This window comes from uncultured Escherichia sp., from assembly GCF_948475835.1.
Taxonomy (GTDB): Bacteria; Pseudomonadota; Gammaproteobacteria; order Enterobacterales; family Enterobacteriaceae; genus ECMA0423.
Map to the genome: position 1 here is coordinate 1 of NZ_CAOLGM010000049.1, position 16,533 is coordinate 16,533.

The 16,533-nt window shown below is 49.9% G+C and carries 15 protein-coding genes and 1 pseudogene; 7 read left to right on the forward strand and 9 right to left on the reverse strand.

Translation table 11 applies throughout. From position 1 onward, the window contains the following. The 3 genes from QZF50_RS11380 to bioD all read left to right on the forward strand — a co-directional run. The coding region (locus QZF50_RS11380; RefSeq protein WP_290388875.1) for a LysR family substrate-binding domain-containing protein at positions 1–631 on the forward strand (631 nt) is incomplete at its 5' end. A 134-nt stretch (positions 632–765) separates the two neighbouring features. After that, the gene (gene mlc / locus QZF50_RS11385) at positions 766–1,986 is read left to right on the forward strand and encodes a sugar metabolism global transcriptional regulator Mlc (RefSeq protein WP_000225276.1); all 1,221 of its coding nucleotides are present in this window, start codon (positions 766–768) and stop codon (positions 1,984–1,986) included. 124 nt (positions 1,987–2,110) lie between these two features. Next, on the forward strand, positions 2,111–2,806 hold the full coding sequence (gene bioD / locus QZF50_RS11390; RefSeq protein WP_061892366.1) for a dethiobiotin synthase: 696 nt from the start codon (positions 2,111–2,113) through the stop codon (positions 2,804–2,806). On the opposite strand, the gene clcB is transcribed toward bioD, so the two are convergent. The 7 genes from clcB to QZF50_RS11425 all read right to left on the reverse strand — a co-directional run bounded on the left by clcB (position 2,759) and on the right by QZF50_RS11425 (position 11,766). After that, positions 2,759–4,051, reverse strand: a complete 1,293-nt coding sequence (clcB, locus tag QZF50_RS11395; RefSeq protein ID WP_001315626.1) for a voltage-gated ClC-type chloride channel ClcB — start codon at positions 4,049–4,051, stop codon at positions 2,759–2,761. The genes bioD and clcB overlap by 48 nt on opposite strands. Positions 4,052–4,210: 159 nt before the next feature. Next, complete coding sequence (dmsD, locus tag QZF50_RS11400; protein ID WP_000148710.1) at positions 4,211–4,825, reverse strand: Tat proofreading chaperone DmsD; 615 nt, start codon at positions 4,823–4,825, stop codon at positions 4,211–4,213. Between the two features lie 42 nt (positions 4,826–4,867). After that, complete coding sequence (gene ynfH, locus QZF50_RS11405) at positions 4,868–5,722, reverse strand: selenate reductase membrane anchor subunit YnfH (protein WP_000526492.1); 855 nt, start codon at positions 5,720–5,722, stop codon at positions 4,868–4,870. A 1-nt stretch (position 5,723) separates the two neighbouring features. Beyond that, on the reverse strand, positions 5,724–6,341 hold the full coding sequence (ynfG, locus tag QZF50_RS11410; RefSeq protein ID WP_000213028.1) for a DMSO reductase like molybdoenzyme iron-sulfur subunit YnfG: 618 nt from the start codon (positions 6,339–6,341) through the stop codon (positions 5,724–5,726). Between the two features lie 10 nt (positions 6,342–6,351). Continuing rightward, the gene (gene ynfF, locus QZF50_RS11415; RefSeq protein WP_001340362.1) at positions 6,352–8,775 is read right to left on the reverse strand and encodes a selenate/tellurate reductase subunit YnfF; all 2,424 of its coding nucleotides are present in this window, start codon (positions 8,773–8,775) and stop codon (positions 6,352–6,354) included. Positions 8,776–8,835: 60 nt separating this feature from the next. After that, positions 8,836–11,262 (reverse strand): selenate/tellurate reductase subunit YnfE, encoded by a 2,427-nt coding sequence (ynfE, locus tag QZF50_RS11420; RefSeq protein ID WP_000041534.1) that lies wholly within the window; start codon positions 11,260–11,262, stop codon positions 8,836–8,838. A 198-nt stretch (positions 11,263–11,460) separates the two neighbouring features. After that, positions 11,461–11,766: a DUF1161 domain-containing protein gene (locus QZF50_RS11425; RefSeq protein ID WP_001295396.1), complete on the reverse strand. Its 306-nt coding sequence runs from the start codon at positions 11,764–11,766 to the stop codon at positions 11,461–11,463. A 107-nt stretch (positions 11,767–11,873) separates the two neighbouring features. On the opposite strand from QZF50_RS11425, the gene QZF50_RS11430 reads away from it, so the two are divergent. Then, a complete protein-coding gene (locus QZF50_RS11430; RefSeq protein ID WP_001321287.1) occupies positions 11,874–12,584 on the forward strand; it encodes a YnfC family lipoprotein in 711 nt (236 codons plus the stop codon). Positions 12,585–12,586: 2 nt separating this feature from the next. Here QZF50_RS11430 and speG read toward each other — a convergent pair whose 3' ends face one another. Further along, positions 12,587–13,147: a spermidine N1-acetyltransferase gene (speG, locus tag QZF50_RS11435; RefSeq protein WP_001138581.1), complete on the reverse strand. Its 561-nt coding sequence runs from the start codon at positions 13,145–13,147 to the stop codon at positions 12,587–12,589. Positions 13,148–13,181: 34 nt separating this feature from the next. Then, a complete protein-coding gene (locus QZF50_RS11440; protein WP_000705197.1) occupies positions 13,182–13,523 on the reverse strand; it encodes a DUF1283 family protein in 342 nt (113 codons plus the stop codon). Between the two features lie 134 nt (positions 13,524–13,657). On the opposite strand from QZF50_RS11440, the gene QZF50_RS11445 reads away from it, so the two are divergent. The 3 genes and pseudogenes from QZF50_RS11445 (at position 13,658) to QZF50_RS11455 (ending at position 16,434) form a co-directional block, all read left to right on the forward strand. Then, complete coding sequence (locus QZF50_RS11445) at positions 13,658–13,984, forward strand: YnfA family protein (protein WP_000598292.1); 327 nt, start codon at positions 13,658–13,660, stop codon at positions 13,982–13,984. Between the two features lie 205 nt (positions 13,985–14,189). Beyond that, positions 14,190–15,403, forward strand: a pseudogene (rspA, locus tag QZF50_RS11450) (starvation-sensing protein RspA). Positions 15,404–15,414: 11 nt separating this feature from the next. Further along, positions 15,415–16,434, forward strand: a complete 1,020-nt coding sequence (locus QZF50_RS11455) for a Zn-dependent oxidoreductase (protein WP_000836079.1) — start codon at positions 15,415–15,417, stop codon at positions 16,432–16,434. The last annotated feature ends 99 nt before the right edge of the window (positions 16,435–16,533 follow it).

Here is a 16,533-nt window from a genome sequence, read left to right on the forward strand (position 1 = left end):
TCAGGGTGAAGCGGGGGAGTTGCGTATTGGTTTTACTTCGTCCGCTCCTTTTATTCGGGCGGTGTCCGATACGTTATCGCTGTTTCGCCGTGATTATCCTGATGTCCATTTACAAACCCGCGAAATGAACACTCGTGAGCAAATCGCTCCGCTCATTGAAGGAACGCTGGATATGGGATTGCTGCGTAACACAGCGTTACCGGAGACGCTTGAACACGCAGTCATCGTCCATGAACCGCTTATGGCGATGATCCCGCACGATCATCCCCTGGCAAATAACCCGAATGTAACGCTGGCTGAACTGGCGAAAGAACCCTTTGTCTTTTTTGATCCGCACGTCGGGACAGGGCTGTATGACGATATTCTCGGACTGATGCGACGTTACCATTTGACGCCCGTCATCACTCAGGAGGTGGGCGAGGCAATGACCATCATCGGTCTGGTTTCCGCCGGTCTGGGTGTTTCAATTTTGCCTGCTTCATTTAAACGTGTTCAGCTCAACGAAATGCGCTGGGTGCCGATTGCTGAAGAGGATGCGGTTTCTGAAATGTGGTTGGTCTGGCCGAAACATCATGAACAAAGTCCAGCTGCGCGTAACTTTCGTATTCATCTGCTGAATGCTCTCAGGTGAGGGAAATTTCAGCGAAAAAGCCCGAAAAATGTGCTGTTAATCACATGCCTAAGTAAAAATTTGACGACACGTATTGAAGTGCTTCACCATAGCCTACAGATTATTTCGGAGCGCGAAAATATAGGGAGTATGCGGTGGTTGCTGAAAACCAGCCTGGGCACATTGATCAAATAAAGCAGACCAACGCGGGCGCGGTTTATCGCCTGATTGATCAGCTTGGTCCAGTCTCGCGTATCGATCTTTCCCGTCTGGCGCAACTGGCTCCTGCCAGTATCACTAAAATTGTCCGTGAGATGCTCGAAGCACACCTGGTGCAAGAGCTGGAAATCAAAGAAGCGGGGAACCGTGGCCGTCCGGCGGTGGGGCTGGTGGTTGAAACTGAAGCCTGGCACTATCTTTCTCTGCGCATTAGTCGCGGGGAGATTTTCCTTGCTCTGCGCGATCTGAGCAGCAAACTGGTGGTGGAAGAGTCGCAGGAACTGGCGTTAAAAGATGACTCGCCATTGCTGGATCGTATCATTTCCCATATCGATCAGTTTTTTATCCGCCACCAGAAAAAACTTGAGCGTCTAACTTCGATTGCCATAACCCTGCCGGGAATTATTGATACGGAAAATGGCATTGTACATCGCATGCCGTTCTACGAGGATGTAAAAGAGATGCCGCTCGGCGAGGCTCTGGAGCAGCATACCGGCGTTCCGGTTTATATTCAGCATGATATCAGCGCATGGACGATGGCAGAGGCCTTGTTTGGTGCCTCACGCGGGGCGCGCGATGTGATTCAGGTGGTTATCGATCACAACGTGGGGGCGGGCGTCATTACCGATGGTCATCTGCTACACGCAGGCAGCAGTAGTCTCGTGGAAATAGGCCACACACAGGTCGACCCGTATGGGAAACGCTGTTATTGCGGGAATCACGGCTGCCTCGAAACCATCGCCAGTGTGGACAGTATTCTTGAGCTGGCACAGCTGCGTCTTAATCAATCCATGAGCTCGATGTTACATGGACAACCGTTAACCGTGGACTCATTGTGTCAGGCGGCATTGCGCGGCGATCTGCTGGCAAAAGACATCATTACCGGGGTGGGCGCGCATGTAGGGCGCATTCTTGCCATCATGGTGAATTTATTTAACCCACAAAAAATACTGATTGGCTCACCGTTAAGTAAAGCGGCAGATATCCTCTTCCCGGTCATCTCAGACAGCATCCGTCAGCAGGCCCTTCCTGCATATAGTCAGCACATCAGCGTTGAGAGTACTCAGTTTTCTAACCAGGGCACGATGGCAGGGGCTGCACTGGTAAAAGACGCGATGTATAACGGTTCTTTGTTGATTCGTCTGTTGCAGGGTTAACATTTTTTAACTGTTCTACCAAAATTTGCGCTATCTCAATTTGGGCCAGGAAAGCATAACTTAGACTTTCAAGGTTAATTATTTTCCTGGTTTATATTTGTGAAGCATAACGGTGGAGTTAGTGATGCTGAAGCGTTTCTTTATTACCGGTACAGACACTTCTGTAGGGAAAACGGTGGTTTCCCGCGCATTGCTACAAGCGTTAGCCTCCCAGGGAAAAACGGTTGCGGGATATAAACCCGTAGCGAAGGGGAGCAAAGAGACACCCGAAGGGCTGTGTAATAAAGATGCCCTGGTGTTGCAGAGTGTTTCAACCATCGAACTGCCTTATGAAGCAGTTAATCCTATCGCGTTAAGCGAAGAAGAAAGTAGCGTGGCGCACAGTTGCCCAATCAATTACACCCTCATTTCAAACGGCCTGGCAAACCTGACCGAAAAAGTCGATCATGTCGTGGTAGAAGGGACTGGCGGCTGGCGCAGTCTGATGAATGATTTGCGTCCACTCTCTGAATGGGTAGTGCAGGAACAACTGCCGGTGTTGATGGTTGTCGGTATTCAGGAAGGTTGCATTAACCATGCACTGCTAACAGCTCAGGCGATCGCCAACGACGGGCTGCCGCTCATTGGCTGGGTGGCTAACCGAATCAACCCAGGACTGGCGCATTATGCGGAAATCATTGATGTGCTGGGTAAAAAACTTCCGGCACCGCTCATTGGTGAACTGCCTTATCTGCCGCGCGCCGAACAGCGTGAACTGGGGCAATACATCCGCTTAGCTATGCTGCGCAGTGTGCTGGCGGTAGATAGAGTCACGGTGTAACGTCCGCGAAATTACCGACGCAATTACGCAGGCAATCAATAAACCGGGGAGTAGCTGATACTCCCCGGTCATTTCACATATCATCAACGTCGACATAATCGGCGCGTGCGTGGTCGCCGCCAACAGTGTCGCCATCCCGGTCAATCCGAGTAAAAGTGTAATTTCTTCGCCATCAGGGAACCATAATCCCAGGCTACGACCATACAACATGCCAATGGCAAGACCGATAAATAGCGTCGGTGTAAAGACACCACCGGGTGCGCCGGAACCGCTACTCGCCAGCACGGCACACAGTTTACAAAGGAAGATCCCGGCAATGATCATTAACAGTGGTGGGGCGGTTAAAAAGGATTGTACGGTGCTATAGCCGTTGCCCCACACTGCAGGTGTGAACAGGGAAAGCAGACCCACGATCAACCCGCCTAGTGCCAGTTGCCAGGGCGGCGCAAGTTTGAGACTCACAAATCCACGATGACAGGCGTTCATTAACGTTAACAACAGTGGTCCGCACAGACCTGCCAGCACACCTGTACTGATAATCAGCGCATAGTCACGAGCCTGAACCGTCACTGAGAGTTGTACGTTGTAGAGTAACGCGTCGCTATGATTAATCAGATTGCTAACCAGCAATGCCACGACGGCGGAAATAATCACCGGGCCGAGAGAGGCCAACATCATAGTGCCAAACAGCACTTCGGCTATAAATAAACTGCCAGCAAGCGGGGCACGATAGGCCGCAGCCATTCCCGCCGCGGCCCCACAGGCGATCCATAATTTCCACTCCTGGCGTGGCGTAAAACGTTGGGCAAAACAGGAGGCGGCAAGGGCAGCTAAAAGAATCATCGCACCTTCGCGACCAATTGCACTGCCGCTGGTTACTACCAGCAGAGAGGCAAGCGATTTAACCAGGCTTGCTGCGTAATCGAACTGTCCATCGGTTTGCAACGCTTCCATGTAATCGGTCGGCGCATGAGGGCGTTGTTGGGTAAATTTCTGCCAGCCCATCAGCAACAAACCCGCCGCCAGTCCGCCGAGCGCCGGAGTTAGCAACCGTCGCCAGGGGGAAAGGTTTGTCGCTGCATTGACCAGACTGCCGGAGTCATTATTGAGGAACAACCACTCCAGTAGCAGCATCGCATGACGAAACCCGGCAACGGCAAAGGCCGCGAGAATACCGACGACTGTTGCGATAAGCAGACGGCGGAACATAGTGCGCAGATCCGGATAGATGTGTAGATGATGCATGAGCAGAAATGGGCAATGAAACACGGGCGACTATTTTGCGGCAAAAGAGGCCAGCCGCAAAAGCAGTGCGTGCTTTAAGAGATAAAAAAAACGTGACACTGTAACCTATTATTGCCGGATTGCGCGTAATCGTCACCATCCGGCAATATTACGGTGATCCTATCGAAACAGCGGTTTAACCGCGACAGGAATTAACAGTTGTGATTGCCATTGCGCCAGCGTTAAGCGAGCCAGTTCACCCAGTGCACGGTAGAAAGGGTGTTCTGCTTTTTCGATAAAAACATCAAGAAAACGTGTTGACCACGGAAAAAGGTGCCATGCCAGCAATTCTTCGCATTCTGTCTGGCGACCATTTTCCGCCAACCACGCAGCCATCAACAGCAGTGAACCAAAATGATCTTCCGGTTCGTTTTGCTTCATTTCAAACTGAATGCCTTTCTCGCGCATCCACTGACGAAGTGCCAATGTTGAATCGCCAAACAGCACAGATTCGCGATCCAGCCAGACCGACCCCCACGGCGGAGACGGCAGTGCCCACGGGCCGACAAACAAACGCTGCCAGGCCTGGGCGTGAGTCTCTTCACACTGTGTCTGAAAAGCCGTCACCAGCGGCGCTAATGACGCTTCTGGTAGAGGCCACTGAGTTTCCCAGCCGTCACTGGTGAGTACCGCAACCAGAGGTGCGGCTTCCGCACTCTCTGGAGCGTAATAAAACAGCGCGCCCAACACGCGCGCCGCGACAGAAAAATTATCTTGCTGTGAAAAATGGGTCATTCCTAACATCCTGAAATGTGCGGGTTGCCCCGCACCAATTTGTTAACCTGCAATAGCCATTCCTACTGTCATGTGCAGGCCATAAAAGAGCACACGCCCGATCATCTCACCGCCAAGTATGAGGATTAGCCCCAGAATAAGTCCGGCAACGTGAGGTTCACGGCGACGAATGAGCGGGCAAAGCCAGCATCCAAGACCTGCGCATAACAATACCACACGCCAGACCTGTAAGGAGGCGTAATCTGGTACCAGTGCGCTGGCTTGTTGCACGGATGAGTGAATAGACGCCAGAGACAAACCTTGCAGCACAATCACCCCGGCACAAGCGATCAGCGCCAGAACGCTAATGATGGCAAATGGTGTGGTATTAAATGTAACGCGGGCTGCCCGCAGAATTGCGGCAGCAAGTATTGGACCGCTCAACAATACCGTCAGGAAGAAAGCCAGCGTAGTGTAACCGTTATGCCAGGTTGGCACAGTGTCGATTTGATACACGCAGGTCATCATCCAGACGAAAATGACGCCGAGCGCCATGCTGACAAGTAACCAGAGTTTCCCCAACGCTTGCGGCATTTTACCGATGACCGCCACCAGCCACCATAGTCCGCCAACGGCAAAAAATATGGAACCGGCAGCAATCTCGTTACTCAGACCAGAAGCTCCGATTCGATTCAGCGAGTTAAACGCCCGCAGTGGCGATCCCAGGTGCATGACAGAGGCAATAAACCCGATGCCCATCAACAGCCAGAGGAAAAACATGCCACGGACAATACGCTGACGGTCTGCGTCATTTTTGGCGGCGAACCAGCCAATTCCGCTAACAATCAGCGCGCCTACTACGCATTGACCCAATACGGTAAAGATAACCAGTGGCCACTCATGCCATCCATTTCCCATTTTACACTTCCTCCGGATTAGCCAGATAACCAGTGGTATCGCCGGTCGGGCGGCTGTTGGCGTTAGGTTTGATAACGATATTGGGTTTTGTGAAATGCGCGCGCGGCAGTGGCGCGACGGCAGCCAGAGTGCCGTGCTTCTGGCGCAGCTCTTCAATTGGACCGAACTCAAGTGCACGCAGCGGGCAGGATTCGACACATATGGGTTGTTTCCCCTCGGCGACGCGCGAATAACAACCATCGCACTTCGTCATGTGCCCTTTTTCAGCATTGTACTGTGGCGCGCCGTACGGACAAGCCATGTGGCAGTAGCGGCAGCCGATACAAACATCTTCATCAACCACCACAAAGCCATCTTCACGCTTATGCATTGCGCCGCTGGGGCAGACTTTTGTACATGCGGGGTCATCGCAATGGTTACAGGAGATGGAGAGATAATAAGCGAACACGTTCTGGTGCCAGACGCCATTATCTTCCTGCCAGTCGCCGCCAGCGTATTCATAAATACGGCGGAAACTGACTTCCGGGCCAAGATCTTTAAAATCTTTGCACGCCAGTTCGCAGGTTTTACAGCCAGTACAGCGGCTGGAATCGATAAAAAATCCATATTGTGTGGTCATGGGCTACTCCTTAAACCTTTTCGATCTGGACAAGATTGCTGTGCGACGGGTTTCCCTTTGCCAGCGGTGAAGGGCGGTGAGAGGTCAGAATATTGATACTGCCGCCGTGATCGACCCGGTCACCAAACATATCCGCTTTAAGCCACGCACCTTGCCCGATGGCGGTAACGCCAGGCAGAATACGCGGAGTCACTTTTGCGGCAATCAGCATTTCTCCATTATTGTTAAATACCCGCACGGTATCGCCATGACGGATACCGCGTGCCTGAGCATCAATGGGGTTGATCCACACCTCTTGTGGGCAGGCCTGCTGTAACACATCAATATTGCCGTAGCTGGAGTGGGTACGCGCTTTGTAGTGGAAGCCCGTTAACTGCAGTGGATAGGTTTTCCGCAGGGGATCGTCCCAGCCATCAAAACCTGGGGTATACGCAGGAAGGGGATGAATAATTTCATCTTTTTTCAATTCCCAGGTATCTGCAATCTTCGCCAGTCGTTCCGAATAAATTTCGATTTTCCCCGAAGGTGTTTTCAACGGGTTTGCCTGTGGATCTTCACGGAATGCGCGGAAAGCGACGTAGTGTTCTTCCGGGCATTTTTTCTTAAAGATCCCGGTCGTTTTCATCTCCTCGTAGTCGGGCATCTCAGGGTTACGTTCCTTCGTTTTCGCATGGAGATATTTGATCCATTCATGCTGACTGCGACCTTCAGTAAAGGTTTGATAAACGTCTGGTCCTAAGCGTTTGGCGACTTCACTCAGCATCCAGTAGATGGGTTTGCGTTCAAATTTTGCTGAGGTTGCGGGTTGGGCGAGGATCACATAGCCCATATTCCCTGCAGATTCATGAGAGATAAGGTCTTCTTGCTCTGTTGGCATCAGGTCGGGCAACAGGATATCGCAATACTTAGCCGAGGCCGTCATGAAGTGGTCAATGCCAACAATCATCTCGCACTTGCTGTCATCCTGAAGCACCTCATGGGTGTGATTGATGTCGCCATGTTGATTGATCAATGTGTTACTGGCGTAGCACCATAAAAACTTGATGGGGACATCCAGTTTTTCTTTTCCACGAACACCATCACGGGTCGCGGTCATTTCCGTACCATGGTCGATGGCATCTGTCCATGTAAAGACGGAAATCTGCGTTTTAACAGGATTCTCAAGCATCGGGAACCATTCTACCCCCAGATCCCAGCTACCTTCGCGTACACCTGAGTTGCCGCCGTTTATGCCGACGTTACCGGTGAGAACGGAAAGCATGGCAATAGCGCGGGACGTTTGCTCGCCGTTGGAATGTCGTTGTGGCCCCCAACCCTGACAAATATAAGCAGGTTTTGCTGAACCGATCTCTCGTGCCAACTGGATAATTTTTTCTGCCGGGATGCTGGTGATTTTTGCTGCCCATTCCGGCGTTTTAGCTATGCCGTCAGGCCCTTCGCCCAGAATATAGGCTTTATAATGCGCGTTACGTGGTGCGTTGGCGGGCAGCGTTTTTTCATCGTAACCAACACAATATTTGTCGAGAAATGGCTGATCGACCATGTTTTCAGTAATCAGTACCCAGGCAATCGCACAGGCCAGTGCGCCATCGGTGCCAGGGCGAATGGGCAGCCATTCATCTTCACGCCCGGCAGCAGTGTCGTTATAACGTGGATCGATGACGATCATGCGTGCGTTTGAACGTTCGCGGGCTTGCTCGACGTAGTAAGTGACACCACCGCCGCTCATCCGCGTTTCTGCCGGGTTATTTCCGAACATAACGACCAGTTTCGTATTGGCGATATCATCCGGGCTGTTGCCATCATTGGCACCGAACATATAACTCATTGCGGCACTGATCTGTGCGGTACTGTAGCTGCCATAGCGACTGAGAAAACCACCGCAAGAGTTCATCAGACGGTACGGGACGTTTGAGTTGGTGATGTTTCCGCCATCTACGCCTGTTCCGTACAGGACATGTACAGCCTCATTGCCGTAATCTTTCAGGATCCGCCGAAGATTATCACTGATGGTATCCAGGGCTTCGTCCCAACTTATCCGTTCAAATTTACCTTCACCGCGCTTGCCGACGCGCTTCATGGGATATTTCAACCTATCAGGATGATTCATCCGTCGGCGGATAGAGCGCCCGCGTAAACACGCTCGAACCTGATGGTTACCGTAGACGTCGTCACCTGTCGTATCAGACTCCACCCAGTACACGGTGTCATCTTTCACATGCAAACGTAACAGACAGCGGCTCCCGCAGTTAACGGTGCAGGAACTCCAGACCGCTTTCTCTTCTACCGGAGCCTCTGCCGCCCGGACCATTTGGGAAAATGGCAGAGTGAAAGCACTGCTTGCCAGCGCAAGACTGCCAAGTGCGGAGGTTTTCATCAGACTTCTACGGCTGATTTCAGCCTTCATGAGCGCCTCTGTGGTATGGATTTTCATCATTACTCACTTATTGCTTTTCAAACAAAATGTCATGCCAGAATTTATGGTTGTCGTGGGTTATATTTTTTCGATCTCGACCAGATTAGTGTGCTGCGGGTTTCCCTTCGCCAGTGGTGAAGGGCGCAGAGTGGTTAGCGTATTCACACAGCCGCCATGGTCGATTTTATCGCCAGACATATTGGCCTCGTGCCAGGCTCCCTGGCCCATAGCGCTAACTCCAGGGAGAATACGTGGTGTTACTTTGGCTGGTAGCCGAACTTCGCCACGATGGTTAAACACCCGCACCATATCGCCGTTGGCAATCCCACGTTTCTGCGCATCTATAGGGTTGATCCACACCTCCTGACGGCAGGCAGCCTTCAGGAGATCAATATTGCCGTAGGTCGAGTGAGTACGGGATTTGTAATGGAAACCAAACAGTTGCAGTGGGAAGGTTCTACGTTCAGGGGAGTTCCAGCCTTCAAAGGTTGAGGCATAAACTGGCAATGGGCTTATCACTTCATCTTTTTCCAGTTCCCAGGTACGGGCAATTTCCGCCAGCCTGCTGGAATAAATTTCAATCTTACCGGAAGGCGTTTTAAGTGGATTTGCCTCGGGGTCGTCACGAAATGCTTTGTAGGCGACAAAATGGCCATTGGGATCTTTACGCTTATAGATACCCATTTTTTTCAGTTCGTCGTAAGACGGTAACGCCGGATCTTTGGCAAGCATTTTGGCGTACAGATGTTGTAACCATTGTTCCTGCGTGCGACCTTCTGTGAACTTTTGATAGACGTCAGGTCCAAGACGTTTCGCGACTTCACTCAGGATCCAGTAAATCGGTTTGCGTTCGAATTTTTCGCTGGTGACAGGCTGGAGGAAAATGAGATATCCCATGTTACCGGCGTAGTCGTTAGGAATAATATCTTCCTGCTCAACGGTCATCAGGTCTGGCAGCAGAATGTCGGCATATTTTGCCGATGAGGTCATAAAGTTTTCGATGATCACAATCATTTCGCATTTCGATTCGTCCTGCAGAATTTCATGCGTTTTGTTGATGTCAGAATGCTGATTAACGAGGGTATTTCCCGCGTAGTTCCAGATGAACTTAATGGGCACATCCAGTTTATCTTTGCCGCGGACGCCGTCGCGGATTGCCGTCATTTGCGGACCATGATCGATAGCATCTGTCCAGCTGAAGCAGGAGATTGACGTTTTGACCGGATTATCCAGCACCGGCAGGCGTTCTATGGTAATGGTATAGGTCGATTCACGCGCGCCACTATTTCCGCCGCTGATGCCGACATTGCCCGTCAAAATAGGTAACATAGCAATAGCGCGTGCAGTCAGTTCGCCGTTTGCCTGGCGTTGCGGCCCCCAGCCCTGGCAGATATAAGCGGGTTTTGCTGTGCCAATTTCACGCGCCAGTTTGATGATACGGTCTACCGGGATACCGGTAATTTGCGAAGCCCACTGCGGCGTTTTCGCTGTGTTATCATCACCTTCACCAAGAATATAGGCTTTATAGTGACCATTTTTGGGTGCATCTGCGGGTAAGGTTTTTTCGTCATAGCCGACGCAGTATTTATCGAGAAAAGGTTGATCAACGAGATTTTCGTTAATCAATACCCAGGCAATACCCGCAACCAGCGCGGCATCGGTGCCCGGGCGAATAGGGAGCCATTCATCTTCACGACCAGCAGCCGTATCGGTATATCGCGGATCGATAACAATCATTTTGGCGTTCGATTTCTCGCGCGCTTTTTCAAGAAGATAAGTGATGCCACCGCCGCTCATGCGGGTTTCTGCCGGGTTGTTACCAAACATCACGACCAGCTTGCTGTTTTCAATATCCGTGGTGCTGTTGCCATCATTACTGCCGTAGGTGTAGGGCATGGCACAGGAAATTTGCGCGGTGCTGTAGGAGCCATACTGATTGAGTGAACCGCCGTAGCAGTTCATCAGGCGTTTGACCGCCGAGGCTGATGGCGAAGAGCGGGTCATATTGCCGCCAACAATCCCCGAAGAGTACTGAATATATACAGCCTCATTGCCATATTGTTCGACGGTTTTTTTCAGGCTACTGGCGATAGTATCCAGGGCTTCATCCCAGCTAATCCGTTCGAATTTGCCTTCACCGCGTGTACCCACGCGTTTCATTGGGTAATTCAAGCGATCGGGATGATTAATACGCCGGCGGATGGATCGACCACGCAAACAGGCGCGTACTTGATGATTGCCATACTCGTCGCTGCCGGTGTTGTCAGTTTCCACCCAGGTGACTTCATTATCTTTAACATGTAGACGAAGTGCACAGCGGCTACCACAGTTGACGGAACAGGCACCCCAGATCACTTTTTCGCTGGCCTGTTGTACCGCTGCCGCTGCACTGCGCAGGGTGAACGGTAAAGAAAAACCGCCTGCAGCCAGCGCCAGAGAACCTATCGCGGTTGATTTAACGAGTGTTCTGCGGCTGATGCCCACCATTCGGTCATTTTTGGACATAACTCACTCCCTGTTCTTTATCGTTATATAAATGTTTATATATTGAATATTTAGCGCGCTAACAATAGAGGGAGTCTACCCATTTTGGGTTAAGAATTATTAATCCATATCAATAGAAGGGTATGAGTAATAAGGTGGGATTATGTTGTATGTTCAAATCGCCGGATGTGTCGTATCCGGCGTTCAGTCGATAATGTATTACTGCGGTTCGGCAGGCGCGCCATCCTGGGTAGACTGCGCGGGAGCAGAGACGTTACCGCTGGTGGTGCGGGTGTAGAGAATTTTATGCGTATCATTAGCACAATGCCCGACGACCTGGGAATCAGGCTGATCAACCTGGTCATTGGGTACAATACTTAACGTGAAGCTGCTTTCGGGTACGCCATTATTGATAATGCGCTGTGATATATCGCTCTGTATGCGCTCACAGGATCCCGGCGCGGCGAGTACCGCGGGTGAGGCGAGGGCGAGCAGAAGCGCGGCACAGCAGGTTGAGAGTTTCATCATAAGCTCCTTACGCGAAGATAACTTCTTTAAGCATAGCATTTAACGTGTAAAGTACTGTATTTGCTACTATGATTGAGAATCATCTCTACTCTCTGGTGACTGTTGTGAAATACAAATTACTACCATGCTTACTCGCGATATTCCTCACAGGATGTGACCGCACAGAGGTAACACTTTCATTTACCCCTGAGATGGCCAGTTTCTCTAATGAATTCGATTTTGATCCGCTGCGTGGTCCGGTAAAAGATTTCACTCAGACATTAATGGATGAGCAAGGTGAAGTGACGAAACGTGTTTCTGGGACTTTGTCGGAAGAAGGCTGTTTTGATTCACTCGAATTACTGGATCTGGAAAATAATACCGTGGTCGCTCTGGTACTGGACGCCAATTATTACCGTGATGCCGAGACGCTGGAGAAGAGAGTACGTTTACAGGGAAAATGCCAGCTAGCAGAATTACCTTCTGCCGGGGTGAGTTGGGAAACCGATGATAATGGCTTCGTGATTAAAGCCAGCAGCAAACAAATGCAGATGGAATATCGCTATGATGATCAGGGTTATCCGCTGGGTAAAACCACGAAAAGTAACGACAAAACATTATCTGTCAGCGCCACGCCATCAACGGATCCGATCAAAAAATTAGATTACACAGCGGTTACTTTACTGAATAATCAACGGGTTGGTAATGTAAAACAGAGCTGTGAATATGACAGTCACGCTAATCCGGTGGACTGTCAGCTAATCATTGTTGATGAAGGAGTAAAACCCGCCGTCGAACGGGTTTACACCATCAAAAATACGATCGATTATTATTAATGCTATTGTGCGGTCGGCTTCAGGAGAGTCTGACCCGGTGTTTTGTGCTCTGCCAGATACTGATGCTGGAATATACACATGCGAATGGCATTACGATATTGACCATTAATAAAGAACTCGTGCATCAATTCACCTTCAACCGAAAAGCCAAGCTTGCGGTAAATGTGAATCGCTTTTTCATTCTCTTTATCAACGATCAGATACAGCTTATAGAGATTGAGAACGGTAAAGCCATAGTCCATTGCTAATTTGGCGGCACGGGTTGCCAGACCTTTCCCCTGATACTCCGGGGAGATAATTATCTGAAATTCTGCCCGGCGATGTACATGGTTAATTTCCACCAGCTCCACCAGACCGGCTTTTTCGCCGTCACATTCCACCACAAAGCGCCGTTCGCTCTGATCGTGAATATGCTTATCATACAGATCAGAGAGTTCAACAAAGGCTTCGTAGGGTTCCTCAAACCAGTAACGCATCACACTGGCGTTATTGTCGAGTTGATGTACATAGCGTAAATCTTCACGCTCCAGCGGGCGTAGCTTAACACTGTGGGCGCTTGGCATAACGTGTCCTTACATTCCTTAAATCAATAACAGGTTAGGGGGTAATAACGCGGCCAGTTCGACGGTCCAGGCAGCGCAAAGTATTTGGCTCCCAGTAGGCATTGATGTTGGCGCTTTGCTCACATTTATCGCGGTTATCAAAAGCGGCGTCGGCTTTATCCCACTCTTTTTCAGTGCGTTTATTCACTTTCTGACGCAGATTGCGCGTGTCATTCCATTGCTCTTTTTCCATAGCGGCGTGCTGGCGGCTTTGTGCACTGTCGCCAGACTCAATCACCAGTTTGTTAGTTTCGGCATGAACAGTTGTGCTCAGTGCCAGTGCGCAAGGCAGCAGAAAAGCGAGCAGGCCGATTCGTTTGCTGAGAGTGATTTTCATAATTCATTCCCTGTATGAATGATTAAAGGAGATTCTACACCATCCACTGCGAACGCAAAACGTACCAGGAGGGTGTTTATATTGATGATATTATGTCGCCCTATAACTATACATGATGTCAATAAGTGACAAAGATGATTAAAACAACGTTACTATTTTTTGCTACTGCGCTGTGTGAAATTATTGGATGCTTTCTGCCCTGGTTGTGGTTAAAACGAAACGCCAGTATCTGGCTGTTGCTTCCGGCGGGGATTTCACTGGCGCTGTTTGTCTGGTTGTTAACGTTGCATCCAGCGGCGAGTGGGCGTGTTTACGCGGCTTATGGTGGCGTTTATGTCTGCACGGCGTTGATGTGGCTGCGCGTTGTGGATGGCGTGAAACTGACTCTTTATGACTGGACGGGTGCGTTGATTGCGCTTTGCGGCATGTTGATCATTGTTGCGGGCTGGGGGCGCACGTAGGAACATAAATCCATTTTATCAATAAGATAAGAGGAAGTGTCAGCTGACAAAAGGTATTCTATTTCATCTTTTGTCAACCATTCACAGCGCAAATATACGCCTTTTTTTGTGATCACTCCGGCTTTTTTCGATCTTCATACTTGTATGGTAGTAGCTCAGTTGCGTAGATTTCATGCATCACGACAAGCGATGCAAGGAATCGAACATGAAGATCGTAAAGGCTGAAGTTTTTGTTACCTGTCCGGGGCGTAATTTCGTCACATTAAAAATCACCACTGAGGACGGTATTACGGGCCTTGGGGATGCCACCCTCAATGGACGTGAGCTTTCCGTGGCCTCTTATTTGCAGGATCACCTTTGTCCGCAGCTTATTGGTCGCGATGCGCACCGTATCGAAGATATCTGGCAGTTTTTCTATAAAGGTGCTTACTGGCGTCGCGGTCCGGTTACGATGTCGGCCATTTCAGCGGTTGATATGGCGCTGTGGGATATTAAAGCCAAAGCTGCCAACATGCCGCTTTACCAGTTACTCGGCGGCGCGTCTCGTGAAGGGGTGATGGTTTATTGCCATACCACCGGTCACAGTATTGATGAAGCTCTGGATGATTATGCCCGTCATCAGGAGCTGGGATTCAAAGCCATCCGCGTGCAGTGCGGAATCCCTGGAATGAAAACCACCTACGGCATGTCGAAAGGTAAAGGTCTGGCTTATGAACCCGCAACCAAAGGACAGTGGCCGGAAGAGCAGCTGTGGTCGACGGAGAAATACCTCGATTTCATGCCGAAATTGTTTGACGCGGTACGTAACAAGTTTGGTTTTAATGAACATTTGCTGCATGACATGCACCATCGCTTAACGCCTATTGAAGCGGCGCGCTTTGGTAAAAGCATTGAAGATTATCGCATGTTCTGGATGGAAGACCCGACGCCTGCGGAAAACCAGGAATGCTTCCGTCTCATTCGCCAACATACCGTCACACCCATCGCAGTGGGTGAAGTCTTCAACAGCATCTGGGACTGCAAACAACTGATTGAAGAGCAACTCATCGATTATATCCGCACCACGCTGACCCATGCAGGCGGAATTACCGGTATGCGCCGGATTGCCGATTTTGCTTCGCTGTATCAGGTACGTACTGGCTCACACGGTCCTTCCGATTTGTCACCAGTCTGCATGGCTGCGGCGCTGCACTTTGATCTGTGGTCCCCAATTTCGGTGTCCAGGAGTACATGGGTTATTCCGAACAAATGCTCGAAGTCTTCCCGCACAACTGGACTTTCGATAACGGCTATATGCATCCGGGAGACAAACCGGGTCTTGGCATCGAATTCGATGAAAAGCTGGCGGCGAAATATCCCTATGAACCTGCTTATCTGCCAGTCGCACGTCTGGAAGATGGCACGCTGTGGAACTGGTAAGGAGTAAGGTAATGAAAAGCATTTTAATTGAAAAACCGAATCAACTGTCGATTATCGAACGTGAAATACCCACCCCGTCAGCGGGTGAAGTACGAGTAAAAGTGAAACTTGCCGGAATTTGTGGTTCAGATAGCCATATTTACCGTGGGCATAATCCTTTTGCGAAATATCCGCGCGTCATTGGTCATGAATTCTTTGGCGTCATTGATGCGGTGGGTGAAGGTGTGGAAAGCGCCAGAGTCGGTGAACGCGTTGCTGTCGATCCGGTGGTCAGCTGTGGGCATTGCTATCCGTGCTCTATAGGTAAGCCGAACGTTTGTACGACACTTGCTGTATTAGGTGTGCACGCTGACGGTGGTTTCAGTGAATATGCCGTGGTTCCGGCAAAAAATGCGTGGAAAATTCCTGAAGCAGTGGCCGATCAATATGCGGTGATGATCGAACCTTTTACCATTGCGGCTAACGTTACCGGTCATGGTCAACCGACTGAAAATGATACCGTTCTGGTTTATGGTGCCGGTCCAATCGGCCTGACGATCGTTCAGGTATTAAAAGGCGTCTATAACGTTAAAAATGTGATTGTTGCCGATCGCATTGATGAACGACTGGAAAAAGCGAAAGAGAGCGGGGCAGACTGGGCGATTAATAACAGCCAGACACCGCTTGGCGAGATTTTCGCTGAAAAAGGCATCAAGCCGACATTAATTATCGATGCGGCTTGTCATCCTTCTATCCTGAAAGAGGCCGTAACGCTGGCTTCTCCAGCGGCACGTATTGTATTGATGGGCTTCTCCAGTGAACCGTCTGAAGTGATTCAGCAAGGAATTACCGGAAAAGAACTCTCTATTTTCTCTTCACGCTTAAATGCAAATAAATTTCCGGTTGTTATCGACTGGTTAAGTAAAGGGTTAATTAAACCAGAAAAATTAATTACCCATACGTTTGATTTCCAGCATGTTGCTGATGCCATTAGTTTATTTGAACAGGATCAAAAACATTGCTGCAAAGTCTTACTCACTTTTTCTGAATAATACCAATAACGGCGAGTAAGTAGTACGCATCTTACCTCTTTTTTAGAGATAACCATTATGACAATAGAAAAACACGAAAGAAGCACTAAGGATTTGGTG